The sequence below is a fragment of the Streptomyces sp. NPDC097107 genome, from assembly GCF_044762405.1.
GTDB lineage: Bacteria > Actinomycetota > Actinomycetes > Streptomycetales > Streptomycetaceae > Streptomyces > Streptomyces thinghirensis.
Map to the genome: position 1 here is coordinate 392149 of NZ_JBIWEF010000003.1, position 24193 is coordinate 416341.

The window sequence follows — 24193 nt, forward strand, 5'->3', positions numbered from 1 at the left end:
ACGCGGTCGCACCGCGCCTCACCCGGCGACCGCCGTGCCGGGGCCGCCCGCGCCCACCGGGTCCTCCGGCCCGGGCCGGGCCAGCCACTCGGCGATGGTGCGGGCGATCGGCTGGCCCGTGTCCACCTCGACGAAGCCGAACTGCCCCGACTGGTTGCACTCCAGGAACCACCAGGTTCCGTCGCCGTCCTCGGCGAAGTCGAGGGCACCGTAGGCCAGTCCCGCCGCGCGCAGGTAGGTGCGGACGGACTCGGCGACGCGCGGCGGCACCTCGGCGGGCCGCCACGGCTCGGCGGACGCCGTGAAGCGGACGTCCACCTCGTCGGGGTCCGAGCCCGCGAGGGTTGTCTTCCGCGCGGCCAGCAACTCGTCGCCGACGACGGTGAGGCGGACGTCGGCGCGCTTGGCGACCCGGCGCTGCAGCAGGGTCGGGCCGTGGGCGACGGCGGAGAAGTCGGCCTCGGGCGGAACCCTGCTGGTCGGCACCGCCAGGGGCGGGTCCTGCGGATGGGCGCCCGACACGGGTTTGACCACCAGGTCCGGGTAGCGCTCGGCGAACTCGCGTGCCGCCCGTGGGAACGTCGTGATCAGCGTGGCCGGCACAGGCAGCCCGCACTGCTGGGCGAGACGCAGCTGCCAGGGCTTGTACCGGGCCCGGTGCGCCGCGTCGGGCTGGTTCATCCAGCGCGCCCCGCAGCCGCGGAGCATGCCGTAGAGCGCCTGCCCGGACTCCTCGGTCAGCCACGCGGAGGGCTCGGCGGCCCGCGTGGCCGCGCCGCCCGGCCTGCGCACCCATACGGACCGCAGTCCGCCGATACTCACCAGGCGGCCCCCCGAGGACAGATGACCCCGGAAGGAGCCGTGCACGAACTCGCCGGAGAGCGCGACGGAGTCGGTCAGATCGGCGGGGTCCAGGCGGACCACCGGGACTCCCGACGCGTTCAGGTGCACGACCACCATGTCCGCGGTGACGTCTTCTTCACAGGTCAGGATCAAGACGGTCATTCTCGACGGCCCGCGTTCAGTCGTCGAAGTGAGTCTTCGACCCCGCGGTGGAGGTCGTGGTCCCCAGTTCTCTCAGCAGCGCATGGTCACAGGCGGCCGCCCGCCCGTCCAGAAGCACGTTCAACTGCCGCCCGGAGTCGTAGACGTACGGAGTCGTCGCTTCCAACTCCACCGCCGGACGTGCGTAGTCGAGGGCGAACGGTTTCATCGTCTCTCCCTGGTCGGTGCTGTGCCGAGCAGGCGATGGTCTCCTGCGCCGCCGCCTGGTCCGCCGACTGCCTTCGGCTTCCAGAGACTTATACGAGTCGAACGGGTGATTGGTTTCCTTACGCGGCGTAGTCATGGGGCGGGCCGGCGCCTTCACGCCGGTCCGCGGCGCTCCGCCGCCCGCCGAGAGAGCCGCGCGCCGAGCGCAGGGCGAGCAGCAGTACACCGATGTCGTCCAGGTAGACGGGATCGGGTACCAGGTCGGTCGGCAGTACCAAGTACAGGACGGCGCCCCAGAAGACCCACCTCGGACCGGTGGGAAGACCGGCCCGCCTGAGTTCCCGTCGGGTGCGGACCAGCCGCACCAGGACGCCGACCGCCGTCGCGAGGACGACCGCCGCGAGCGACACCGCCGCGACGATCACCACTGTGGTCGTATCCACCCGCCCCTCCTCATGGTGCGTGCTCGTGCTGCGCGGCACGCGCCTTCTCTCCCCGGATGCCCGCTCGGGGCGGCGACAAGTCCGCACGCAAGGGTCTCTCATCCCTGTGGCCCACTCCAGTGGCACGGTGCGGTGGACGTGCTTAGTAATGGTCAGCACAGAGCGCGAGTCGCATGTCGGGGACGCAGGGCGGCCGCACCCCCACCACACGGAGAGATCATGACTACCGGCTCTTCATCACCTCGTTCGCCCGAGTACGCCATATCCGCCGTGGACCTGCCCACCGGGGAGACGACCATGGCCACCGGCGCGCACCCGGTGCGTCCGCCGGCCGCGCAAGCCGACGCCGAGTCATCGACCGTCCATCCCTCGGCCGCCCGTTCGCCCGCCGCTCAGTGGCCGACCCCCCAGCCGCCCGCACCCCAGCCGTCCGTCCTCCAGGAACCAGCCCCCGCCCCGCACGCACCCGGCCTCCAGCCCTTCGTCCAGGAGCTCGCCACCCACGAGGGAGCGGTGCACGAGTACGGCGATCCCGTCGGCGACCTGGTGCGCGCCGCCGTGGCCGACCGGCCGCTGGAGGACGTCGTCGACCTGATCACGATGCTGGAGGGGTCACCCCAGTACGCGCAGGCCACGATCGACGCCCTGCGCGCGGTCGGCGTGAACCGCTCCGTGGAGGACGTCACCCGGCTGGTCGGCCTGCTGACCCGCCCGCCGCGCCATTCGGACAGCGCGGACGAGGCGATCCGGGCCGCGGCGGAGTGCCGCTCGGTCGAGGACGTCACCCGCCTGATGGAACTGCTGCACCGCACACCCCTGGAACCGCACTGCGGGCAGGAGGCCGTAAGGGCCGCCGCCACCGGCCGGCCCGTCGAGGAGCTGGTCCAGCTGATCGGCCGGCTGGCCGAGGACGGGCGGGTACGCCCGGACCGCCCGGACGCCCGGCACCTGCGGGCGGCACTGGACGGGACCGGCGACGACGGCGAACCGGGGCCCGACGACCGTCCGGCCGGACTGGCCGGCGCCTTCACCACGGCGGACCGCCGCGGTCGGGAGCGCCGCAGGACACCGCGCCTGGGCCGCCGGGGACGTGACCGGGACCAGGAGCGTGCGTCGCGTGGGCGCGAGCAGGACCCCGAGTCGCACGACCGGGACCGTGCGTCCCGTGACCGCGGCCGTGCGTCCAGTGACCGCGACCGTGCGGCGCGCCGGTCCGCCCGGGGCGCGGCATGGCCGGCCTGGCTCACTGTCGCCTTCCTGGCCGGGTGCGGTGTGGCCTACTTCCCGCTGCACCAGGGCGACGCCTCCGCCCGCGCCTACGGGGTCGCCCTCGGCCTGTCGGCGCTCTGCCTGGTGCTGGCCCTGCTGCTCACCGTGCGGCCCGCCGTACCGCTGTTCGCCGTGGCGGTCGTGGGGCCGGCGGCGCTGGCCGCGGCCAGGCTCTACGGCAGTGTCACCCCGTCGGCGCGGGTGTCCCCGGCCGTGGACCTCACCCTGGCGCCGACCTGGATCGCCGTCGCGGTCGCCGTACTGGCGTCGCTGGTCGCCCTCCTGGCGCTGTGCGTACGAGTGGCCTCGCAGGCGCCCGCAAGGCGCTGGTCGGCCCGCCCGATGGCCGGCGCGAGCCGCGCCGCGGACTGACCGCCCGGCCCGCCGCACGCGGCACGTGGTCCGCGCCGGACCTTCCGGTGCGGACCACGTGCCGCGTTCACGTGCCCAGCATGCCCGCGGGGTGCTCGTGTTCGAGCAGGCCGGTGAGCACCCGGTCCGGGGTGAGCGGGAGTTGGCGGAAGCGGATACCCGTGGCGTGGTGGACCGCGTTGCCGACGGCCGCGGCCGAGCCGACGATGCCGATCTCCCCGATCCCCTTGCTGCCCATGGGGTTGAGGTGGGCGTCCTCCTCGTCGACCCAGTGCGCCTCCACCGCCGCCACGTCGGCGTGCGCGGGCACGTGGTACGAGGCCAGGTCGGACTCGGCGAAGTCGCCGAACGCCGGGTCCACCGTGCTGTCCTCGGTCAGCGCCATGCCCAGGCCCATCGTCATGCCCCCGACGAACTGCGAGCGGGCCGTGCGGGCGTTGAGGACGCGCCCCGCCGCGAAGACGCCGAGCAGCCGCGTCACCCGCACCTCACCGGTGACCGTGTCCACGGTCACCTCGGCGAAGTGCGCGCCGAACGCGTGGCGTGCGTAGGGACTCTCGGCGTCGGCGGTACCGGAGGTGTCGGCGTCGGCCGCGATGCCCTCGTCGGGCAGCGGCCCCGAGTGCTCGGCCAGCCGGCCGGTCAGCCGCACGCACGCCTCGTGCACGGCCCACCCCCAGGAAGCGGTGCCCGACGAGCCGCCGGCCACCGGCGCGAAACCGATGTCGCTGTCGGCGACTTCGATGCGGACCCGGTCCAGCGGGACACCGAGGGCGTCGGCCGCGACCTGGGCGCAGACCGTCCGGGCGCCCGTGCCGATGTCGGTCGCGTTGACCCGCACCAGGAAACCGCCGTCGGGCAGGGCCCGTGCGGACGCCGCGCACGGCGACACCAGGACCGGATACGTGGCCGCGGCCACCCCGCTGCCGACGAGCAGCGGTCCGGCAGCGCGGGAGCGCGGGCGCGGATCACGGCCCTCCCACCCGAATCGGCGGGCACCCTCGCGCAGGCACTCCACCAGATGCCTGCTGCTGAACGGCTTGCCGCTGTCGGGCTCGGTCTCCGGCTCGTTGCGGATCCGCAGCTCGACCGGGTCCATGCCGAGTGCGGTGGCCAGTTCGTCCACCGCGGACTCCAGCGCGTACATGCCGGGGCACTCGCCGGGCGCGCGCATCCAGGACGGCGTGGGCACATCGAGCCGCACCACTCGGTGGGCCGTGCGCAGGGCGGGGGCGGCGTACATGACGCGCGCCGGGACCGCCGCCTGTTCCACGAACTCCTTCACCCGGGAGGTGTGCGTCGTCACCTCGTGGGTGAGGGAGGTGATCCGGCCGCCCGCGTCGGCGCCGAGGCGCAGCCGGTGCAGGGTCGGCGCGCGGTGGCCCACGACGGCGGGCAGGTAGCGGCGCGGCAGCGCGACGGTGACCGGCCGGCCGGTCTCGCGTGCCGCCATCGCGGCCAGCACCACCTCGGGGCGGGGCGTGCCCTTCGACCCGAAGCCGCCGCCCACGTGCTCGGCGAGCACCGTGATCCGGTCCTCGGGCACCTCGAACAGCCTGGCGAGCTCCGTGCGCACGGCGCTGGTGCCCTGGCTGGAGGAGTGCACGGTCAGCCGGTCGCCGTCCCACCGCGCCGTGCTGGTGTGCGGCTCCATCGGGTGGTTGTGCAGTGGCGGTACCCGGTACTCGACGTCGACGCGTGTCGCCGACGAGGCGAAGGCGCTCTCGGGGTCGCCGTGTTCGGTGACGGCCGGGAAGCCGCCGTTGGCGGACTCGGGGACGTACGCCTCCGGATGCGCCGCGGTGAGCGTCACGTCGTGGCCCTCCGCCTCGTACGTGACACGGACGGCGGCGGCACCGGCGCGGGCCGCCTCCAGCGTCTCGGCCACCACCAGGCCGACGAACCAGCCCCGGTGCGGGACGTGCGGGCTCTGCAGCAGGGCCAGGGTGGAGTCGTCCGGCTCGCCGAGCCGGGGCGCGTTCTCGTGCGTGAGTACCGCGAGTACGCCGGGCATGGCGAGCGCGGGGGCAGGGTCGACGCCGGTCACCCGGCCCCGCGCGACCGCCGCCGGCACGGGCCAGGCCTGGGCGCGGCCCGGGGAGTCGTACTCGGCGGCGTACCGGGCGGTGCCGGTGACCTTCTCCCGTCCCTCCCGGCGCTCGACCGGAGCGCCCAGGACGGTTTCGGTGCCGGTCATGGGGGTCCTCCTCGTGGACGCCGGGTCTCAGGTGGTGGCGGGCGGCGCGAGGCGGCCCAGTACGTCCAGGGCCAGCCGGCGGGCCAGCGGCACCTTGTAGGCGTTGTCCCGCAGCGGCTCGGCGGCGGCCAGCTCCAGATCGACGGCGTGCTCGAACGCCGCCGTGGTGGGCGCCGCGCCCACCAGCGCGTCCTCGGCTCGCCGCGCCCGCCAGGGCCGGTGCGCCAGGGCCCCGAAGGCGATGCCGGCGCGGTCCACCACCCCGTCCCGCATGTGCAGGACGACGGCGACGGAGGCCAGGGCGAAGGCGTACGAGGCCCGGTCGCGGGCCTTTCGGTACGCCGACGGCAGCCCGGCCGTGGCGGACGGCAGGACCACCCCGGTGATCAGCTCGCCGGGGTGGATCTCCGTATCCCGTTCCGGGTGCGGGCCCGGCAGCCGGTGGAAGTCGGCGGCGGGCACGCTGCGCGTGCCCTCGGGGCCGTGCAGCTCCACGCGTGCGTCCAGGGCGGCGAGCGCCACCGCCATGTCCGAGGGGTGGGTGGCGATGCACTGCTCGGAGTGGCCGAGCACCGCGTGGTCGCGGTGCACGCCCTCCAGCGCGCCGCAGCCGGTGCCGGGCTCGCGCTTGTTGCACGGCTTGGACAGGTCCTGGAAGTAGGGGCAGCGGGTGCGCTGCAGCAGGTTGCCGCCCGTGGTGGCGGCGTTGCGCAGCTGTCCGGAGGCGCCCGCCAGCAGGGCCTGGGACAGCGCGGGGTAGCGGTCGCGGACGGCGGGGTGGGCCGCGAGGTCGCTGTTGCGGACCATCGAGCCGACCCGCAGCGCGCCGTCGGGCAGCTCCTCCACCGCGTCCAGCGGGAGGCGGGTGATGTCGACGAGGGCGGCGGGCGTCTCCACGCCGAGCTTCATCAGGTCGACCAGGTTGGTGCCGCCGCCGAGATAGCGGGCGCCGGGGTGCGCGGCGAACGCGTCGGTGGCCTCCTCGACGCTGCCGGCCCGTACGTAGGTGAAGGGCTTCACGGGATCACGTCCTCGACGGCGTCGGCGATGCGCGGATACGCACCGCACCGGCAGATGTTTCCGCTCAGCCGCTCGCGGATCTCCTCCCGGACCAGCGGAACGGGCTCACCGGAGGGCGCCTCCGGGTCGGTGACGTGGGACGGGTGTCCGGCCGCGGCCTCGGCGAGCACACCGACCGCCGAGCAGATCTGGCCCGGCGTGCAGTACCCGCACTGGAAGGCGTCGCGCTCAAGGAACGCCCGCTGCACCGGATGCAGTTCCTCCTCATCCCCGGCGAGGCCCTCGACGGTGGTGATCTCGCAGCCGTCCAGGGCGACGGCGAACAGCAGGCAGCTGTTGACCCGCCGCCCGTCCACCAGGACCGTGCAGGCGCCGCACTGCCCGTGGTCGCAGCCCTTCTTGGCGCCCGCGAGCCCGAGATCCTCCCTCAGCAGGTCCAGCAGGACCCGGCGGTGGTCGACGGTGAGGGTGTGCGGTTTGCCGTTGACGCGGAGCGTCGTCTCCGATCGGGACGTCTGAGCTGGGGAAGCGGGAGCGGTGCCCTCGTGCTGGCTGTCCATGGCGTCGATGACCTTTCGGTACGGTCAGTGCTGCCGTTCCGCCCGCGTAACCACGTCGGGCCGGGCTGACACGTAAGGGTGCCCTCAGCCGGCGGGCCCGCCCCAGGGCGGCGCCATGACGACTCCTGGGCCGCCCGGTGCCGCTGGACTGGAGCGACGAGCACTACGCCCGCACCGTCACCGGCCGCAACCGCTCACCGAGAGCGAACGGGACGCCATGGGACCCGACGCGGACCGGGGCGCGCTCTGCGGCTGACCGAGCCGCCGGCCGGCGGTCCGGACGGCGCCGCCCGCCGGGCCCGGCGGCGGTCAGTCGTCGCGTGCGGCGGTCTGCCGCGCGGCGCCCGGGTCGCCGGCCTCGGCACGCGGTGTCCGGCCCGGGCCCCTGAACCTCTCCAGCGTGCGGGTCAGGCTCCGCAGCGGCGACAGCTGGGGCGTATCGGCCGGCGGGGGACCGGCGGGAGCGGACGCGGCGGACTCCCGGTACGCGGCCAGGGCCTCGGCCGCGCGTTCGGCCGCCTCCCGGTACAGGTCCCGGGACCGCGTCATGGCCTCCAGCGCCTCGGCGTACATGGCCACCAGCTTGCGCTCGCGGTCCAGTTCCTCCGCCGTGTTCAGCAGCCGCCAGTCCTCCCGCAGCGCGGTGAGCGCCTCCTGCGCGCCGTCCGGCAGCGGCCTCGGCAACGCGGCGAAGGACGTCACCGCCGCGATCAGGGCGGTGGGCTCGGAGCCGTCCAGGAAGACGGAGCGGACGGAGAAGTCCCCGGCGTCGTAGTCCGCCGGGGCCGGGATGCCGGGCAGTACCACGGCGCCGCCGCGCGGCACCTGGACGCCGAAGTCCTCCAGGGCCCAGTTGACCACCCGCAGTTGCTGCGGTGCGGCGCGGTGCTCGACCACGCGATGCCGCAGGCCGGGAGGCAACCGGTCCGCCAGCGGTGCCCGGCCGCGATGGTCGGGGGTCATCGCCTCGTGCACGACGACGTGGACGTTCCACGGGCTGCGCCCGGCCTCCCTGAGCAGCCGGCGCAGGGCCCTGTCGTCGTCGGGCAGGGTGTTGATGCCCCGCAGCCGCAGCCCCGTGGCGGCGTCGCGGTCCCAGGTGACGTCCGGGTCGTCGGGCCAGAACATCGTGGCGGGGGAGGGCCAGGCAGGGTCCCAGGCCTCCTCGGCCTCCGCGAGCAGGGTCCACTCCTGCCCGCAGGCCGAACCGGGCGCCAGGACCAGCCTGGCCCGCACCGTGACGGCCTCCGCGGCCGTCCAGCGCGCCTCGAAGATCCGGGGGACGGCGGCCTCGCCGTCCGGCCGCCCCTCGGCGGGCAGTTCCAGGAAGTCGTCGATGACGCGGCCGTCCTTGAGCCGCCGCAGGGAGTGCCGGACGGTGTCCTCCGCCGCGGATCCGACGTGGCGGCCGCGAGCGGGCCACACCGTGGGCGGAGTCGTGGGGCGGGCGGTGGCAGAGGTCGGCATGAGTCCATCGGGAGGCGGAAGCGGGGGCACGGACACACGCAAGTATCGTCGCCGCAGGTCAGCGGCGAGCACCCGGGGGTCCGCCGAGCGGGCGGGGCGCGGCACCTTTCGCGGTGCGGTGGGCGGCGTACGAGGTGCGCCATGGGCGAGGGTGGACAGGAGTACCGCGACCGACCGTACGGCAAGAGAAGGAGCGACCGATGGACCTCGACCTCGGCGGACGAACCGCGCTGGTGACCGGCTCCTCGCAGGGCATCGGAGCGGCGATCGCCGCCGGCCTGGCCCGGGCCGGCGCCACCGTGGGCGTCAACGGACGCGACGCCGGCCGTCTGGAGGAGAGCGTCGGAGAACTGCGGGCCGAGGTGCCCCGCGGGGTGTTCGTGCCGGTCACGGCCGACCTCGGCACCGCGGAGGGCGCCGAGCGGGCCTTGGAGACGCTGCCCGACGTGGACATCCTCGTGAACAACCTCGGCGTCTTCGGCGCGGTGCCCGCACTGGAGATCAGCGACGACGAGTGGCGCCGCTACTTCGAGATCAACGTCCTCGCGGGCGTCAGGCTGACGCGCGCCCATCTCCCCCGGATGAGGGAACGGGGCTGGGGCCGGGTGCTGTACATCGCGAGTGACTCGGCCGTCGTCGTCCCGGCCGAGATGATCCACTACGGCGTTTCCAAGACGGCACTGCTCGCGGTGAGCCGCGGCTTCGCCAAGGAGGCGGCGGGCAGCGGTGTCACGGTGAACTCCGTCATCGCCGGCCCCACCCACACCGAGGGCGTCGAGGACTTCGTGTACCAACTGGTCGACGGCGAGCTGCCCTGGGACGAGGCCCAGCGCGCCTTCATGCGCGAGCACCGCCCGCAGTCGCTGCTCCAGCGGCTGATCGAGCCCGAGGAGATCGCCAACCTCGTGGTGTACCTGAGCTCGCCCCAGGCGTCCGCCACGACCGGTGCGGCCGTCCGCGTCGACGGTGGTTACGTCGACTCGATCCTCCCGTAGTCACTCTCCCGGGCTCGTAGTCACTCCCCTGGCGCCGCGCGCCGCCGGTCCGTCTCGTCCCAGGCCCGGGTGTCGCGCGGCTCCACGTACGGCTCCTCCTCGGGCGGGTGGCCGCCGTCGATCACACGCTGCCGGGCCAGTTCGGCGTCGAACTCGAGGCCGAGCAGGATGGCCAGGTTCGTCACCCACAGCCACACCAGGAAGATGATGACACCGGCCAGGGTGCCGTACGTCTTGTTGTACGAGCCGAAATTGGCCACGTAGAACGCGAAACCGGCGGAAGCGAGCAGCCAGATCAGCAGGGCTACGACGCTGCCCGGCGAGATCCACTTGAAGCCCTTGACCCGGGCGTTCGGGGTGGCCCAGTACAGGATCGCGATCATGAACGTGACGAGCACGACCAGTACCGGCCACTTGGCGATCGACCACACCGTCATGGCGGTGTCGCCGACGCCGAGCGCGGTGCCCACCTGCTGGGCCAGACCGCCGGTGAACACGACGATCAGCGCGCTGACCACGGCGAGCACCAGCAGCACCACGGTCAGGGCCACCCGCAACGGCAGCACCTTCCACACCGGGCGCCCTTCGGGCATGTCGTAGACCGCGTTGGCCGCGCGGATGAACGCGGCCACATAGCCGGACGCCGACCAGATGGCACCGACCAGGCCGACCACCGCCAGCACGGAGCCCAGACCGGCCTTGGCCTGCAACTGCTCCACCGCGTTGGTGATGACGTCCCGTGCGGCCCCGGGCGCCAGTTCCTGGATGTTGTCCAGCACCTCCTGGGTGACGGACTGCCCGGCGATCCCCAGCAGGGAGACCAGCACCAGCAGGGCCGGGAACAGCGACAGAATCCCGTAGTAGGTGAGAGCGGCGGCGCGGTCGGTCAGCTCGTCGTCCTTGAACTCGGCGACCACGCGCCGCAGCAGCGCGGACCACGAGCGCTTCGGCAGCTCGGTGGGGGAGTCGGGAGCGGCGCGCTCGGTGGAGGAGGCCGGACCGTAGTCCTCGGGCGCCGTCTCGTCCGTGGTGTCGTCCTTCGGGTGCTTCCCGCGATGGGGAAGATGCAGTCGGGCCATGGGCCCCGGGTTGCCAGTCTCGGCCTGCCCACGCCCCCCGTGCGCGGGAAGCGCGCCGGGTGTGCGGCCGCCACCCGAGACCCTGTCGTTCACCCGTGGCCCGGGACGGCGAGCCGTCCCCACAATGGTCGGCGCGGACAGGTCCGCCCGCCATCCGCTCAGGGGCGGGCCTGCCCGCACCACCCCGCGCCCAACGGGCCTCGCACGGCCGAAATACCGCAGTATGCCGGAGCGCGCGCACGTTCCTCTGGAAAATGCCAAAGCGCTCACCAGATGCGTGCACTTTCCGTAGTCTCATCGTCACGTTCGCGGTACAGCCGTGCGGGAGAGGGGATCCGGCGTGCCCGGAATCGATGAAAGTCTGCTGGAAGCCATGCGGCTGCCCGGCGCGCGGGGCGCGTCGCTGGTCGACTGGATCAGCGGGCTCGCCCTGGGCGCCGTCGGCGAGGCGCCGGGCGGCGACTGGGAGGCGACCGCGGCGGAGACCGCGGAACTGGCCCGGCACGTCGCGGAGAGCGGCTCCCTGGCAGCGGCCGGCGCGCCCGGCGCCGGTCCCGCCGCCGCCCCCACGGGCCCCACCGGTTCCGTCCGTCCCGCCGTCACGCCGGAGCAGGAACCGCCGGTCGAGGACATGATCGCCACCACCGCCGACGCCTACCACCTGCTCAGGTTCGTCAGCACACCGTTCGACAGCACCGTCTTCCTCCACCTGTGGCTGGACCGCAACGACGGAAACCTCGCCCTGGCCCGCATCCGGCTGTCCGAGATGGCGGATCGTCTGGTGCTCGGATGACCAGGGTGACGACCACCTGGACCACGCACGAAACGACGTCGGCGGCTCTCGGCGCGCTCGCGGCCGAAGGGGCGACCGGCGCACTGTCGGGCGAGCGGGGCGTCGTCTACCTCGCGGCGGGCCGGGTCGTGCACGTCGAGTCCGCCGTCACCCCGGACCTCGGAGCGCTGCTCACCCGCAGCGGCGCCGTCGCGCCGGACGGCTGGTGGGACGCGGTCGACCGCGGCGGCAGGCAGGCCCGGGTCGGACAGCGGCTCGTGGACAGCGGCCGGCTCGCCGCCGGGGCGCTGGAGGTCTGTCACCTGGGCGCGCTGTTCGACGCCGCGTACTTCGTCCTCGCCCACGACACGCGCGCACACCGCTTCCGGCCCGGCGCGGTGCACTGGCTCGGCGCGGTCCGGTCCGTACCGGTGGACGCCGTCGTCCGCGAGTGCGGACGCCGGCGCGCTCTGCTGGACCGGATCTGGCCCGACCCCGACATCGACACCGTCCCCCTCACGCGGGTGCCCGACGCGGGTGCGGCAGCCCTTCCGGTGCGGCGCGGCCGGACCCTCACCCAGGTCGACGGCGTCCGCACCGCGGCGGAGATCGCCTCGGCGCTCGCCTGCCGCACGTACCACACCCTCGTCGAACTGCGCCGCCTGGCCGCCGACGGCCTCGTCACCGCCGCGCCGCCCGCTCCCGCCCCCGCCGCGCCGGGCCCGAGCCCCCGCGACGTGGTGTGGGACGACCCGGACACGGCCCTGCTGCGACGGCTTCGAGACGCCTTGGAGGCCCTGTGATACGCGCGCGTCGACAGCGTGCCGAAAGGAGACTGCTCATGGCCGTCGAGAGCGACGTCCTGGACGAACTTCACCGACTGCGCAACCGCGTACCCCAGTTGACCGGATCACTCGCGGCCACCGTCGACGGGCTCGTGCTGGCCCACGACGCACCGGGCACCGAACCCGAGGGCCTCGCCGCGCTCACCGCGGCCGCACTCGGCGTCGCCCACCGCATGGCCGACGCCACCGCGCGCGGCGGATTCCGCGAACTGCTGCTGCGCGGCACCGACGGCTACATCGCCACCTACGCGGCCGGTCCGGCCGCCGTTCTCACGCTGCTCGCCGACGGCCGGGTCAACGTGGGCCGGCTGCACCTGGAGGGCCGCCGCAGCGGCGCCCGGATCGGGGAGCTGGTCGTCGCCCACCTCGGCCACGACCGGGGCCGCTCTCCGGCCGCGGAAGCCACCGAGCACGTCACGACGCCCGCCGGGGAAACGGCCCGCCCCATCGGCACCCTGCCGGTGCGCACCCCGCAGCGGCCCACACACCGACCGAGTCCCCAGATCGGCGGCCAACGCCGGCCGACCTGATCGACCGAGCACCACCGATCACGTACCGATCACGTCCGGAAAGGAACTCACACATGGCCAACCTGGAGACCTCACTCAAGGAATGCCTCAGCTCCATCGACGGAGCGAAAGCCGCCGCGCTGGTCGACTACACCAGCGGGATGGCCCTCGGCACGCTGGGCGGCACCAAGGACTTCAACCTGGAGGTCGCCGCCGCCGGCAACACCGACGTCGTGCGGTCCAAGCTGCGCACCATGGAGCACCTTGGTCTGAAGGAGGAGATCGAGGACATCCTGATCACCCTGAACACCCAGTACCACATGATCCGCCTGCTCAAGGGCCGCGGCGGCAACGGACTGTTCCTCTACCTGGTGCTCGACGCGAGCCGCGCCAACCTGGCGATGGCCCGCCACCAGCTGCGCCGGATCGAGACCGAGCTGGAGGTCTGAGCCGGTCGACCGCGCAACCGGGCGCGGGCCCGGCGGGGAGCTCCCCGCCGGGCCCGCGCCGGTCACCGAGGTTCAGGCGCCGCTTTCCCGGAGCATGTCCGCGCGCTCGACGAGCTTCACGCGCTCGCGGCCCTGCGGCTCGCCCAGCGCCTTCTCCGCGGCGTCGAGCCGGTACCAGCCGTCCCAGGTGGTGAAGCGGACGTTCCGCTCCGCGAGGAAGGCGTCCACGGCCTCCGGAGCGGGCGAGGCGGGCGTCTGCAGCCTGCCGTTCGCGAAGTCGTCCAGCAGGTTGGACACCGTCTCGTTGGCGTCGCCCTTGGTGTGACCGATCAGGCCGACCGGACCGCGCCGGATCCAGCCGGTGACGTACGTCGACTGCAGGTGCTCGCCGGACTCCTGCATCACCCGGCCGCCCTCGTCCGGGACCGTGCCCGAGTCGATGTCCCAGGGCAGCTTGGGCAGCTGGTCGGACAGGTAGCCGACGGCCCGGTAGACCGCCTGGACGTCCCAGTCCTTGAACTCGCCGGTGCCCTTGACGTTGCCGGTGCCGTCCAGCTCGGTGCGCTCGGTGCGCAGGCCGACGACCTTGCCGTCCTCGCCGAGGATCTCCGAGGGCGACTCGAAGAAGTGCAGGAACAGCTTGTGCGGCCGGTCGCCGACGTCGCGGATCGCCCAGTTCTCCAGGGTCTTGGCGACCATGTCGGCCTGTTTGTTGCCGCGCCGGGTGGCGATGGAGCCCTCGTCGTAGTCGATGTCCTCGGGGTCGACGATGACCTCGATGTTGGGGGAGTGGTCCAGCTCCCGCAGCTCCATCGGGCTGAACTTCGCCTGTGCCGGGCCGCGGCGGCCGAAGACGTGGACCTCCAGCGCCTTGTTGGCCTTGAGGCCCTCGTAGACGTTCGGCGGGATCTCGGTCGGCAGCAGCTCGTCCGCCGTCTTGGCGAGGACGCGCGCGATGTCCAGGGCGACGTTGCCGACGCCGAGGACGGCGACCTTCTCCGCCTCCAGCGGCCAGGTGCGCGGGAAGTCGGGGTGGCCGTCGTACCAGGCGACGAAGTCGGCGGCCCCGTACGAGCCGTCGAGCTCGATGCCGGGGACGGAGAGCGCCCGGTCCGCGGTGGCGCCGGTGGCGAAGATCACACCGTCGTAGAAGGCGCGCAGATCGTCCAGGCTGATGTCGGTCGGGTAGTCCACGTTGCCGAAGAGACGGATCTGCGGCTTGTCGAGCACCTGGTGCAGGGCCGTGATGATGCCCTTGATCCGCGGGTGGTCGGGGGCGACGCCGTAACGGATCAGTCCGAACGGGGCGGGCATGCGCTCGAAGATGTCTATGGACACACCGGGGTCGGCGGCCACTTCGGACTTGAGCAGGGCATCGGCGGCGTAGATGCCGGCCGGGCCCGATCCGACGATGGCTACCCGCAGAGGGCGGGGCATGTTCAGGTTCCCTTCGAGCGGTGATAGATCGACTCGTGGGGAAGCCTAAGCTAAGGCAAGCCTAAGTCGGTACGCGGGTCCGGTCTATGGGGGCATAAGGGTGGCTTATGGGTTCTCACGGCTTGGCTTTGTGACCCGGCTGCGTGACCGGGTTTGAACCCCCGGTCACGGGTGACGCAGGCGTGGGGCGCGGCCACCGCGTCCCACGCCCACCTCACGAGGGGAGTCTGCGTGCACCGTCCGGACGACCACCCGGACCCGAACCGGTGGCGGGCCCTCTGGGTGACCCTGGTCGCCGGTTTCATGACCCTGCTGGACGTGACGATCGTCGCCGTCGCCCTGCCGTCCATGCAGCAGGACCTGCGGGCCTCCGCCGCGTCCGTGCAGTGGGTCGTGTCCGGCTACGCCCTCGCGTTCGCCCTGACCCTGGTGACAGCGGGCCGGATCGGCGACGCGTTCGGCAGGCGCCGCGTCTTTCTCGCCGCGCTGGCCGCCTTCGTGCTCTTCAGCGCCGCCGCCGGGGCCGCTCCGGGCATCGGACTGCTGGTGGTCGCCCGGCTCGCCCAGGGAGTCGCCGCGGGCTGCATCGCGCCGCAGAACTCGGCACTGATCCAGCAGATGTTCCGGGGCGCCGAACGCGGGCGCGCGTTCGGGCTGTTCGGTGCCACCGTGGGTGTCTCCAGCGCCGTGGGCCCGGTCGTCGGCGGTCTGATCCTGGCACTGGCCGGCCCCGAGGGCTGGCGGTGGATCTTCTACGTCAACGTGCCGGTCGGCGCGCTCGCCCTCCTGCTCGGCTTCCGTCTGCTGCCCCGGGTCGCCCCCGGCGGCCGGGGACATCTGGACCCGGTGGGCGTGCTGCTCCTCGGCGCCGGAATCCTGGCCCTGATGCTGCCGCTCGTCCTCGCCGAGGGCGGCGGGGTGGGCAGGGTGTGGTGGCTCTTCCCGGCGGGACTGCTCGTCCTGTTCGCCTTCGCCCGGTGGGAGCGCCGCGTCGCCCGCCGCGGCGGGCATCCACTGCTGGAACCCGGTCTCCTCACCGAGACCCGCGGCTACGTCACGGGGGCGGGTCTGGCCGCCCTGTACTTCGTCGGGTTCAGCGGTGTGTGGCTCGTCTTCGCGCTCTTCTTCCAGAACGGGCTGGGCTTCTCACCCCTCGTGTCCGGCCTGGCGGTGACCCCGTTCGCCGTGGGCTCCGCCGGCGCGGCGGCCGTGGCGGGCCGGCTGGTCGACCGGCTGGGGCGGCTGCTGACCGTCTGGGGACTCGTCGCCGTCATGCTGGGACTCGGCACGACCGCGCTGGTGCTCTGGCTCGCGCCCTCCGACCGGGCCGCCTGGATCGCGGCCCCGGCGCTGCTGGTCGGCGGGCTCGGCAGTGGCTGTGTGATCTCCCCGAACATCACGATGACGCTGCGGGACGTCCCGGTGCGGATGGCGGGCGCCGCCGGGGGCGCCCTGCAGACGGGACAGCGCCTCGGCGGTGCCGTGGGCACCGCCGCGCTGCCGGGGCTCTTCTACCTGACGCTGAACGCGACCCACGAGGACTACCAGGAGGCCGTGGCGCTGTCGGTCGGCTCGGGGGTCGCCGCCATGCTCTGCGCGCTGACCGTAGCGGTCCTCGACTGGCGACGGGACCGCTCCGAGAGCGCCGGACGCTGCCCGCCGGAGACGTCCCACAGCCACACCCACGCGGGTCAGGGCTGAGACGCTCCCGGCAGCGGCAGCGGCAGCGGCAGCGACGGCGAACCGGCCCGGCGCGCTCAGCGGCGCTTGCCGAACTTCCGGAGCATCTGCTGGGCCTGCGCGCGGCGGCGGGGGTCCGAGGCGGCCCGGCGTACCTGCTCCGTCGCCCGGCGGCCCTGCGGGCTGCGCGCGAAGCGCTTGATCCGGTCCAGCATTCCGGCCATGACGTTCCTCCGAGTCGACGACGGACGTGCTTGTCCGTTCTCCTACCCCGCGGCCCCGCGCTCACCCCGGCCGCCGTCGCCGGGTTTGACCCCGCCGTCACGGGCGACCCGCAGGGGCAGGACATCGGAAGCGAACGAACACGTGAGGTGAGCAACTGTGGCCGGCAACCAGAAGTCCAAGGCCAAGATGGAACAGGCCAAGGGGAAGGCCAAGGAAGCGGCCGGCCGGGCAGCCGGCAACGAGCGGATGACGGCCGAGGGCCGCGCCGAGCAGTCCAAGGGCGACGCCCGGCAGGCCAAGGAGAAGGGCAAGGACACGTTCCGGCACTGAGACCGGAACCGGCACTGCAACCGGAACCGGCACGCGCGCGGCACAACCGGTACACGCGCGGTATCGGTACGGACCGGGGGCGGAGCCCGAGCCCGTCAGGGCACCGGCTGCTCCGCCCAGATGACCTTGCCACCCGGCGTGTAGCGGGTGCCCCAGCGCTCCGCGAGCTGCGCGACCAGGAACAGCCCGCGCCCGCCCTCGTCCGTCATGGCCGCGTAGCGCAGATGGGGCGAGGTGCTGCTGCTGTCGAAGACCTCGCAGATCAGGCTGCGGTCGCGCAGCACCCGGACATGGACGGTCTCGCCGCCGTAGCGGATCGCGTTGGTGACCAGCTCGCTCAGGATCAGCTCAGTCGTGAACGTCAGCTCGTCCAGCCCCCACTCGGCCAGCCGCCGGGTGACCTGGGCGCGTACCTCGCCGACCGCCGCCGGGTCGTTCGGCACCTGCCACTCGGCGACCCGGTCCGGACCGAGCGCGCGGGTGCGGGCGACGAGCAGGGCGATGTCGTCGCCCGGCCGGTCCGGAAGCCGCGCGTCCAGGACGGTCCGGCAGGTCTCCTCGGGCGACTCGCCGGCCGTCTCCAGCGCCTGGCGCAGGTGCTCGAGGCCGACGTCGATGTCGTGCTCCCGGTCCTCGACGAGTCCGTCGGTGTACAGGACCAGGCGGCTGCCCTCCGCCAGGCGCAGCTCGGTCGTCTCGAACGGAAGACCGCCCAGGCCCAGTGGGGGACCGGCGGGCACCTCGGGGAACTCCACACCCCCGTCCGGCTGGATCAGCGCGGGCGGCGGGTGGCCCGCCCGCGCGATCACACAGGTGCGGGAGACCGGGTCGTAGATCGCGTAGAGGCAGGTCGCGCCGGTGACCGGAGCGGTGCCGTCGTCGGCCGCCTCGTCCTGGTCGATGCGGCCGACCAGCTCGTCCAGCAGACCGAGCAGCTCGTCGGGCGGCAGGTCGAGGGCGGTGAAGTTGTGCACCGCCGTCCGCAACCGCCCCATGGTGGCCGCGGCGTGCAGCCCGTGACCGACGACGTCGCCGACCACGAGCGCGACCCGGGCCCCCGACAGCGGCAGCACGTCGAACCAGTCCCCGCCGACCCCGGCCTGCGCGGGCAGGTACCGGTAGGCGACGTCCAAGGCGTTCTGCTCGGGCATCCTGCGGGGCAGCAGACTGCGCTGGAGGGCCACCGCCATGCTGTGCTCGCGGGTGTAGCGGCGCGCGTTGTCGATGGAGACCGCGGCGCGCGCGACCAGCTCCTCGGCGAGCGTCATCTCGTCCTCGTCGAACGGCTCGGGCTTCTCCGAACGCCAGAAGCTGACCACCCCGAGCACCAGGGTGCCCGCGCGCAGCGGCACGGTGATCAGCGAGTGGACGCCGTACTCCACCACCCGCGCCGAACGTTCGAGGTCCTGCGCCTGCCAGCCCCGGGCCTCGCGGAGGCTGGGCGTCAGTACGGGCCGGCCGGTCTGCAGGGAGCGGCCCTGCGGGGAGGAGATGACGAAGCGGATCTGCCGGCCCACCGGGTAGAGCGGGACCTCCTCGCGGATCCCGCTGAGCGCGGCGCGGCGCAGCGGGGTCACGCCTCCCGGCTGGCCGCCGGCCAGTACGGTGTCGAACAGGTCCACGCTGACGTAGTCCGCGAACCGGGGTACGGCCAGCTCCGCCAGCTCCTCGGCGGTGCGGGTCACGTCCAGGCTGGTGCCGATGCCCACGCCGGCGGCGTACAGGATGTCCAGGCGTTCCCGGGCGGTCTCGGCCCGGCCGGACAGGGCCCGCAGCTCCGTGGAGTCGCGCAGCGTGGCGACGCTGCCGGCCGGGCCGCCCCGTACGTCCGTGGGCCGCTGGTTGACCGCCAGCAACCGGTCCTTGACCAGGTGCACCTCGTCGGTGGCGACCCGCCCGGAGGCCAGCAGCTCCGCCGTGTCGTCCGGGAGCCCGAGGTCGAGGACGTGCCGTCCCTCCGCGTCGTCGGGCAGGTCGAGCAGGCGCTGTGCCTCGTCGTTGGCGAGCAGCAGCCCGCCCTCCCCGCCGACGATGAGCACGCCCTCCCGGACGCTGTGCAGAACCGCGTCGTGGTGTTCATACATCCGGGTCATCTCGTGCGGTCCCAGGCCGTGCGTCTGCCGCAGCAGCCGCCGGCTGACGAGCGCCGTGCCCGCCGTCGCCAGGGCCAGTCCGACGCCCGCCACGATCAGCACCAGCGGCATCTGCCGTTCGGCGGCGCCACCCACGTTCTCCGTGGTGATGCCGGCCGAGACCAGGCCCATCACCGTCCCGTCGGGCTCCTCGACGGGTACCACGGCCTGGACCAGCGGGCCGATGGTCCCCTCGATCTCCTCGGTCACCGTCTCCCCGGCCAGCGCGGGGGCGATGTTCCCCACGAACTCCTTGCCGATGCGGTCGGGTCTGGGGTGGGTGTAGCGGATGCCGTCGGTGTTCATGACGACGACGAAGTCCACGCCCGTGGCCCTGCGCGCCGCCTCGGCCCGGGGCTGGAGCACCGCCGTGGGGTCGGGGCCGCGCAGTGCCTCGCGGATGCCGGGGGAGTTGGCGAACGTCGAGGCCACGGCGACGGACCGGTTGCGGGCCTCGACCGTGCTGTCGTGGCGTACCTGGAGCACCAGCGCGACGGCCGCGGCCACCACGAGCAGCAGCACGATGACCACGTTCATCGCGAAGACCTGGCCGGCGACACTGCGTCCGGACATGGCCGAGCGCAGTGCCGCGGCACGCCGCCGCCGTCCCGCGTCCGCCCCCCGCCGTGACCGGTCCGCGTCTCGCCGGTACCGGGCGAGCGGGCCGCCGGGACGACGGGGTGACCGCTCTCCCGATCGACCCATCAGTCGGACCATGTGCCCATGTCTACACTGCCGGGCCCGAGGAGGCGAGGGGCACCCCTGGTGAAGGAGTGGCCCGGCGGGCCCGGTCCCGGCGCGGTCCTCACGGCGGGCTTCCGCGCCGGTGGCGGCGCGTGGCGAGCAGCAGGGCGATGTCGTCGGGGCGGTCCGTGGCGTGGCGGGCGGCGACGACGATCCGGTCGGCGACGCCCGCCAGCGAACTGCTTCCCGGCCGTGCGGCGGGTGCACCGAACCTGGCGAGGGCCAGCCGCAGGGCGGTGATGCCGTCGTCGATGTCGGTGCCGGGCCGCTCCACCAGGCCGTCCGTGTAGAGGGCGAGGACGGCATCGCGCTCGACGTGGAACTCCGTCAGCGGGTACGGCGCGCCGGGGTCCACGCCGAGCACCACCCCGCCGGGCAGGTCCAGTGCCTCGGTGCGTCCGTCCGGGTGGCGCAGGAGCGGCGGCGGGTGTCCCGCGCGGGCCGCGCACGCCCGCCCGGTGGCCGGGTCGAGCCGGATGTAGCAGCAACTCGCGAACAGACCCGGGTCCAGATCGGTCAGCAGGTGGTTGACGCTGCTCAGCACCTCGTCGGGCGGACGGTCGCCGAGGGCGAAGGCTCGCACGGCGCTGCGCAGTTGCCCCATCGTGGCCGCCGCCTGCACGCCGTGCCCCTGCACGTCGCCGATGACCAGGGCCATGCCGTCCCCGGAGGCGACGACGTCGTACCAGTCGCCGCCCACGTCCATGCCCTGGGTCCCCGGCAGATAGCGTCCCGCCGTCTCCAGCAGGGGATGCGCGGGCAGCCGGCGCGGCAGCAGGGCGCGCTGGAGCCCGCGGGCGAGCGCGGTCTCGGTCTCGTAGCGCCGGGCCTTCTCCATGGCGTGGGCGATCACGCCGGCGAGGGCGGTGAGGACCGCGCGTTCCTCGGTGCCGAAGCCGCGGGCACGGTCGAAGCCGAGGATGCAGGAGCCGACCGGGCGCCCGGAGGCGATCAGCGGCAGGAAGGCACGGGCCCCCTCAGTGGCGTCCAGCGGGATGCCCGGGTACGCGGCGGCCAGCGCCTGCATCGAGTCGAAGAAGAGCGGCCGGCCGCTGGTCAGCGTCTCGACGCCGGGCAGCCTGGCATCCAGGGCCACCCCCTCGAAGGGCGCGAGGAAGCCCGGCGGGAAGCCGGTCTCCCACGCCAGGTACAGATGCCGGTCCTGGAGCAGGTAGATGGCGAGCCGGCGGCCGCCGAACGCCGGCAGCAGTTCGCGCACGACCACGGCGGACACCTGGCGGGCGGTGACCGCCTCGGTCAGGGCCACGGCCAGGACGATGGGACGGTACACGGGTGCCGTCGTGGCGTCGAGGGCCGGGCCCGGGGCGCCGGTGCCGGACGCCGTCTCCGCTGCGCCGTGCTCGGGCGTGAGGCCGGCGGACGCGTCGGCCACCCGGTTGGCGGGGCGCAGCGTGCCCGTCAGGAGGTCCGGCCCGGGATGGACCGAGACGGCGAGCCAGTCCCCCTCGTAGGGCTGCGGCGTGGTCCGGCGGCTGCCGTCGGGAGGGCGCCGGACATGGAAGTGGACCGGCTCGGGGGACAGCAGGGCGCCGCGGAGATGATCCTCGTAGGCCACCTGGTCCAGCCAGGGCACGGCCTCCCACAGGGAATGGCCGAGCAGCCGCGCCCGTGGCTGCCCCAGCAGCGCGGCGGCGCGCGGATTGGCGTAGACGATCGTGCCCAGCCGGTCCACGCAGAACACGCCGTCCGGAAGCAGGTCGGCCGCGGCGTCGGCCACGGCGCCGGTGGACGTGTCGCGTACGACGCCGCGCACCGGGCCGCCGACGAGCGGCGCGGCCTGTGGTTTCCACAGCTCCACCAGGAGCAGCGCACCGTCCGCGGCACGCACGTACAGGGGCAGCGGAGGAGGCCGGCCGGCGGCCGTCTGCCGCAGTGCCGCGGCGATCCGGTGCCCCTCGTCGGCTGCGAGGGCGGCGGTGAGTGGGCCGAGTGGGGCGCTGACGGGTCCGTCGGTGGCCGCGGCCACGCCGAGCAGGGCGCACAGCGGCTCGTCGACGGTGACGGCACCGGTACCCGGGTCCCAGGTGAAGCTCCCGGCGCGCGGCGGGTGCCGTTCGGCCGGGGGCGGCCGGAGGCAGAGCGGCTCGCCGTCCCATGCGACCGGCGGGGCGTCCCGGTCCTCGTCCAGCCGTTCCAGGGCCGAGCCGAGCTCCCGCGCCAGCCGCTCCATCCGGTCGAGGCCGTCCAGCGCCTCGGCGGTGTCGGAGGCGGAGGGACGCAGGACGGTCAGCACGCCGTACGACCGCGTCGCGCCTGCCACGGGCACGTACAGGGATCCGAACGGGAAGGGCAGGCCCGCCGCGAACTGCGGATACCTGCGCATCGTCTCCGTCGCGTTGGGCAGCACCACCCGGACGCCCAGCCGGTAGGCGTCGGCGACCGGGAACGGGCTGTCCACGTGCAGCCGCCACCAGGGCCGGAAAAGTGGCCCGGGCAGTCCGGCCAGGACGGCCAGTCGCAGCAGGCCGGGGGTGCGGGAGCGCAGGTAGACCCCGCCCGCATGGCCGCCGGACGCGCCGATGGCCTGGACGCAGGCGTCGATCAGCAGCGCCGTCAGCCGCCCGGGCATGCGGTCCGCGTCCTCGGCGCCTGCACTCATCGGCCCCACCTCGTCCGTGCGCCGTCACGCGGGCGACACAGCAAGAATGCGCGACGACTCCCAGGTCGCGCACCTGGTCGGGCCGCACGGGTGACAACGACGGGCGTTGACCTCGCGGACCGGAGTCCGTAACCTCCTCCGCGACATTCGGAAATCCTTCCGAAACTTTCGGAGTTTCCTGCCCTTCCGAACGGCTCCGCACACCGATCATGGAACGGGATGACATGCGCATGACTCTGCTACGTCTGTCGAGAGCGGCCACCGCCGGTCTCGTCGCCGCCGCGGCGCTGGCGGCCGCGACCCACTCCGCCGAAGCCGCCCGAGCCGCCGACACACTCGGATCCGCGGCGGCCGGCCAGGGCCGCTACTTCGGCACCGCCGTCGCGGCGAGCCACCTGGACGAGGCCGACTACGTCTCCACGCTGAACCGCGAGTTCGCCTCGGCGACACCCGAGAACGAGATGAAGTGGGACGCCACCGAGCCCAGCCGGGGCAACTTCACCTTCGGCGCCGCCGACCAGGTCGTGGACCACGCCCGAAGCCAGGGCATGGACGTCCGCGGTCACACGCTCGTCTGGCACTCGCAGCTGCCCTCCTGGGTGGGCGGCCTCGGCGCCTCCGGCCTGCGCACCGCCATGAACAACCACATCAACAGCGTGATGGGCCACTACAAGGGGCAGATCCACAGCTGGGACGTCGTCAACGAGGCCTTCCAGGACGGCGGCAGCGGTGCGCGGCGCAGCTCGCCCTTCCAGGACAAGCTGGGCAACGGCTTCATAGAAGAGGCGTTCCGCACCGCCCGCGCCGCCGACCCGGCCGCCAAGCTCTGCTACAACGACTACAACACCGACGGCGTCAACGCGAAGAGCAATGCCGTCTACGACATGGTCGAGGACTTCAAGTCCCGCGGCGTGCCCATCGACTGCGTGGGCTTCCAGGGCCACTTCAACAGCAACTCCCCGGTCCCCGCCGACTTCCGGGCCAACCTCCAGCGCTTCGCCGACCTCGGCGTCGACGTGCAGATCACCGAACTCGACATCGAGGGCTCCGGCACTGCGCAGGCCAACAGCTACGCCGACGTGGTCGAGGCCTGTCTCGCCGTGGACCGCTGCACCGGCATCACCGTCTGGGGCGTCACCGACAAGTACTCGTGGCGCAGTAGCGGCACCCCGCTGCTCTTCGACGGCGACTACCAGGAGAAGCCCGCCTACGGCGCCGTCCTGTCCGCCCTCGGCGGTGACGGCGGCGGCGACCCGGGCAACGGCACGGCGAGCTGCACCGCCACGTACACCAGGACCGCCGACTGGGGCAGCGGCTACAACGGCCAGGTCACCATCACCGCGGGCAGCGAAGCGATCGGCTCCTGGACGACGACCGTCGCCTTCACCTCGCCGCAGCGGGTCCAGGCCACGTGGAACGCCACGTCCACCTGGGACGGCGGCGGCAACGTCATGACGGCACGGCCTAGTTGGAACGGCTCCCTGGCGGCCGGCGCGTCGACCAGCTTCGGGTTCACCGTGTCGAAGAACGGCAGCGACGCCGCACCGGCGGTCGGAGCCTGCACGGCCTCCTGACCCGTCCGGCGCACCGGGTCGCCCCGAAGCCCCCGCGGGCTCGGGGCGGCCCGGCGCGCCTCGTCGCGAGGCCCGGCCGTGCCCGCCGCCGACCGGGACGGCACCCTTTCCGGCGCACTGGGCCCGGGCCTGTCCGAAAAACGGCGCGTCCGGCGGAAGTTGGGGCAAAGAGATCGTGGAAACCGCCCCGGTGCGTATCGTGAGGGACCGGGGGCATGTGCTTCCCCTACTCGGCCCCGGACCGGACGGTGAGGCTCTGTAT

General features: G+C 73.6%; 21 protein-coding genes. 9 read left to right on the forward strand and 12 right to left on the reverse strand.

Annotated elements, in window-relative coordinates:
* Window positions 1-18: 18 nt before the first annotated feature.
* From tgmB to ACIQ1J_RS09000, 3 genes are all read right to left on the reverse strand, one after another.
* A complete protein-coding gene (gene tgmB / locus ACIQ1J_RS08990; protein ID WP_403555422.1) occupies window positions 19-1005 on the reverse strand; it encodes an ATP-grasp ribosomal peptide maturase in 987 nt (328 codons plus the stop codon).
* Window positions 1006-1021: 16 nt separating this feature from the next.
* Complete coding sequence (gene tgmA / locus ACIQ1J_RS08995; protein WP_210958266.1) at window positions 1022-1213, reverse strand: putative ATP-grasp-modified RiPP; 192 nt, start codon at window positions 1211-1213, stop codon at window positions 1022-1024.
* A gap of 118 nt (window positions 1214-1331) precedes the next feature.
* The gene (locus ACIQ1J_RS09000; protein ID WP_403555425.1) at window positions 1332-1655 is read right to left on the reverse strand and encodes a YkvA family protein; all 324 of its coding nucleotides are present in this window, start codon (window positions 1653-1655) and stop codon (window positions 1332-1334) included.
* A gap of 219 nt (window positions 1656-1874) precedes the next feature.
* Here ACIQ1J_RS09000 and ACIQ1J_RS09005 point away from each other — a divergent pair, with 219 nt between their 5' ends.
* The gene (locus ACIQ1J_RS09005) at window positions 1875-3296 is read left to right on the forward strand and encodes a hypothetical protein (protein WP_403555427.1); all 1422 of its coding nucleotides are present in this window, start codon (window positions 1875-1877) and stop codon (window positions 3294-3296) included.
* 67 nt (window positions 3297-3363) lie between these two features.
* On the opposite strand, the gene ACIQ1J_RS09010 is transcribed toward ACIQ1J_RS09005, so the two are convergent.
* From ACIQ1J_RS09010 to ACIQ1J_RS09025, 4 genes are all read right to left on the reverse strand, one after another.
* On the reverse strand, window positions 3364-5493 hold the full coding sequence (locus tag ACIQ1J_RS09010; protein ID WP_403555429.1) for a xanthine dehydrogenase family protein molybdopterin-binding subunit: 2130 nt from the start codon (window positions 5491-5493) through the stop codon (window positions 3364-3366).
* Window positions 5494-5520: 27 nt separating this feature from the next.
* Window positions 5521-6513, reverse strand: a complete 993-nt coding sequence (locus ACIQ1J_RS09015; RefSeq protein ID WP_403555431.1) for an FAD binding domain-containing protein — start codon at window positions 6511-6513, stop codon at window positions 5521-5523.
* Window positions 6510-7073, reverse strand: a complete 564-nt coding sequence (locus ACIQ1J_RS09020; RefSeq protein ID WP_403555433.1) for a (2Fe-2S)-binding protein — start codon at window positions 7071-7073, stop codon at window positions 6510-6512. Before ACIQ1J_RS09020 ends, ACIQ1J_RS09015 begins: the two co-directional genes overlap by 4 nt.
* A gap of 309 nt (window positions 7074-7382) precedes the next feature.
* Window positions 7383-8540: a hypothetical protein gene (locus ACIQ1J_RS09025; RefSeq protein WP_403555435.1), complete on the reverse strand. Its 1158-nt coding sequence runs from the start codon at window positions 8538-8540 to the stop codon at window positions 7383-7385.
* Between the two features lie 200 nt (window positions 8541-8740).
* Here ACIQ1J_RS09025 and ACIQ1J_RS09030 point away from each other — a divergent pair, with 200 nt between their 5' ends.
* Window positions 8741-9535: an SDR family NAD(P)-dependent oxidoreductase gene (locus tag ACIQ1J_RS09030; RefSeq protein WP_403555437.1), complete on the forward strand. Its 795-nt coding sequence runs from the start codon at window positions 8741-8743 to the stop codon at window positions 9533-9535.
* 20 nt (window positions 9536-9555) lie between these two features.
* Here ACIQ1J_RS09030 and ACIQ1J_RS09035 read toward each other — a convergent pair whose 3' ends face one another.
* Window positions 9556-10614, reverse strand: coding sequence for a YihY/virulence factor BrkB family protein (locus ACIQ1J_RS09035; RefSeq protein ID WP_403555439.1), 1059 nt, complete (start codon window positions 10612-10614; stop codon window positions 9556-9558).
* Window positions 10615-10954: 340 nt separating this feature from the next.
* Between ACIQ1J_RS09035 and ACIQ1J_RS09040 the strand changes: the two genes are divergently transcribed.
* The 4 genes from ACIQ1J_RS09040 to ACIQ1J_RS09055 are packed head-to-tail and all read left to right on the forward strand — an operon-like array spanning window position 10955 to window position 13189.
* Window positions 10955-11407, forward strand: a complete 453-nt coding sequence (locus ACIQ1J_RS09040) for a hypothetical protein (protein WP_403555441.1) — start codon at window positions 10955-10957, stop codon at window positions 11405-11407.
* Window positions 11404-12189, forward strand: a complete 786-nt coding sequence (locus ACIQ1J_RS09045; RefSeq protein WP_403555443.1) for a hypothetical protein — start codon at window positions 11404-11406, stop codon at window positions 12187-12189. Before ACIQ1J_RS09040 ends, ACIQ1J_RS09045 begins: the two co-directional genes overlap by 4 nt.
* A 38-nt stretch (window positions 12190-12227) precedes the next feature.
* Window positions 12228-12761, forward strand: coding sequence for a roadblock/LC7 domain-containing protein (locus tag ACIQ1J_RS09050; protein WP_403555445.1), 534 nt, complete (start codon window positions 12228-12230; stop codon window positions 12759-12761).
* 53 nt (window positions 12762-12814) lie between these two features.
* Complete coding sequence (locus ACIQ1J_RS09055) at window positions 12815-13189, forward strand: hypothetical protein (protein WP_121745419.1); 375 nt, start codon at window positions 12815-12817, stop codon at window positions 13187-13189.
* 72 nt (window positions 13190-13261) lie between these two features.
* Here the strand turns inward: ACIQ1J_RS09055 and ACIQ1J_RS09060 are convergent, their stop codons facing one another.
* On the reverse strand, window positions 13262-14626 hold the full coding sequence (locus ACIQ1J_RS09060; protein ID WP_210958278.1) for an FAD-dependent oxidoreductase: 1365 nt from the start codon (window positions 14624-14626) through the stop codon (window positions 13262-13264).
* A 231-nt stretch (window positions 14627-14857) separates the two neighbouring features.
* Between ACIQ1J_RS09060 and ACIQ1J_RS09065 the strand changes: the two genes are divergently transcribed.
* Window positions 14858-16327: an MFS transporter gene (locus ACIQ1J_RS09065; protein WP_403555447.1), complete on the forward strand. Its 1470-nt coding sequence runs from the start codon at window positions 14858-14860 to the stop codon at window positions 16325-16327.
* 56 nt (window positions 16328-16383) lie between these two features.
* Here the strand turns inward: ACIQ1J_RS09065 and ACIQ1J_RS09070 are convergent, their stop codons facing one another.
* Window positions 16384-16530, reverse strand: a complete 147-nt coding sequence (locus ACIQ1J_RS09070) for a hypothetical protein (protein WP_121745416.1) — start codon at window positions 16528-16530, stop codon at window positions 16384-16386.
* 157 nt (window positions 16531-16687) lie between these two features.
* On the opposite strand from ACIQ1J_RS09070, the gene ACIQ1J_RS09075 reads away from it, so the two are divergent.
* Complete coding sequence (locus ACIQ1J_RS09075; RefSeq protein ID WP_210958280.1) at window positions 16688-16861, forward strand: CsbD family protein; 174 nt, start codon at window positions 16688-16690, stop codon at window positions 16859-16861.
* Between the two features lie 95 nt (window positions 16862-16956).
* On the opposite strand, the gene ACIQ1J_RS09080 is transcribed toward ACIQ1J_RS09075, so the two are convergent.
* A complete protein-coding gene (locus ACIQ1J_RS09080; protein WP_403555449.1) occupies window positions 16957-19710 on the reverse strand; it encodes a SpoIIE family protein phosphatase in 2754 nt (917 codons plus the stop codon).
* 88 nt (window positions 19711-19798) lie between these two features.
* Window positions 19799-22357 carry a SpoIIE family protein phosphatase gene (locus ACIQ1J_RS09085; protein ID WP_403555451.1) on the reverse strand — a complete coding sequence of 853 codons (2559 nt, stop codon included), beginning with the start codon at window positions 22355-22357 and terminating at the stop codon, window positions 19799-19801.
* 224 nt (window positions 22358-22581) lie between these two features.
* Here ACIQ1J_RS09085 and ACIQ1J_RS09090 point away from each other — a divergent pair, with 224 nt between their 5' ends.
* Complete coding sequence (locus tag ACIQ1J_RS09090) at window positions 22582-23931, forward strand: endo-1,4-beta-xylanase (RefSeq protein ID WP_403555453.1); 1350 nt, start codon at window positions 22582-22584, stop codon at window positions 23929-23931.
* The last annotated feature ends 262 nt before the right edge of the window (window positions 23932-24193 follow it).

Excerpts from the sequence above, each read along its gene's own strand:
- tgmB (WP_403555422.1), bottom strand. The coding sequence starts at position 1,005 with ATGACCGTCTTGATCCTGACCTGTGAAGAAGACGTCACCGCGGACATG.
- tgmA (WP_210958266.1), bottom strand. The coding sequence starts at position 1,213 with ATGAAACCGTTCGCCCTCGACTACGCACGTCCGGCGGTGGAGTTGGAA.
- ACIQ1J_RS09005 (WP_403555427.1), top strand. The coding sequence starts at position 1,875 with ATGACTACCGGCTCTTCATCACCTCGTTCGCCCGAGTACGCCATATCC.
- ACIQ1J_RS09010 (WP_403555429.1), bottom strand. The coding sequence starts at position 5,493 with ATGACCGGCACCGAAACCGTCCTGGGCGCTCCGGTCGAGCGCCGGGAG.
- ACIQ1J_RS09020 (WP_403555433.1), bottom strand. The coding sequence starts at position 7,073 with ATGGACAGCCAGCACGAGGGCACCGCTCCCGCTTCCCCAGCTCAGACG.
- ACIQ1J_RS09025 (WP_403555435.1), bottom strand. The coding sequence starts at position 8,540 with ATGCCGACCTCTGCCACCGCCCGCCCCACGACTCCGCCCACGGTGTGG.
- ACIQ1J_RS09030 (WP_403555437.1), top strand. The coding sequence starts at position 8,741 with ATGGACCTCGACCTCGGCGGACGAACCGCGCTGGTGACCGGCTCCTCG.
- ACIQ1J_RS09035 (WP_403555439.1), bottom strand. The coding sequence starts at position 10,614 with ATGGCCCGACTGCATCTTCCCCATCGCGGGAAGCACCCGAAGGACGAC.
- ACIQ1J_RS09045 (WP_403555443.1), top strand. The coding sequence starts at position 11,404 with ATGACCAGGGTGACGACCACCTGGACCACGCACGAAACGACGTCGGCG.
- ACIQ1J_RS09050 (WP_403555445.1), top strand. The coding sequence starts at position 12,228 with ATGGCCGTCGAGAGCGACGTCCTGGACGAACTTCACCGACTGCGCAAC.
- ACIQ1J_RS09055 (WP_121745419.1), top strand. The coding sequence starts at position 12,815 with ATGGCCAACCTGGAGACCTCACTCAAGGAATGCCTCAGCTCCATCGAC.
- ACIQ1J_RS09060 (WP_210958278.1), bottom strand. The coding sequence starts at position 14,626 with ATGCCCCGCCCTCTGCGGGTAGCCATCGTCGGATCGGGCCCGGCCGGC.
- ACIQ1J_RS09070 (WP_121745416.1), bottom strand. The coding sequence starts at position 16,530 with ATGGCCGGAATGCTGGACCGGATCAAGCGCTTCGCGCGCAGCCCGCAG.
- ACIQ1J_RS09080 (WP_403555449.1), bottom strand. The coding sequence starts at position 19,710 with ATGGTCCGACTGATGGGTCGATCGGGAGAGCGGTCACCCCGTCGTCCC.
- ACIQ1J_RS09085 (WP_403555451.1), bottom strand. The coding sequence starts at position 22,357 with ATGAGTGCAGGCGCCGAGGACGCGGACCGCATGCCCGGGCGGCTGACG.
- ACIQ1J_RS09090 (WP_403555453.1), top strand. The coding sequence starts at position 22,582 with ATGCGCATGACTCTGCTACGTCTGTCGAGAGCGGCCACCGCCGGTCTC.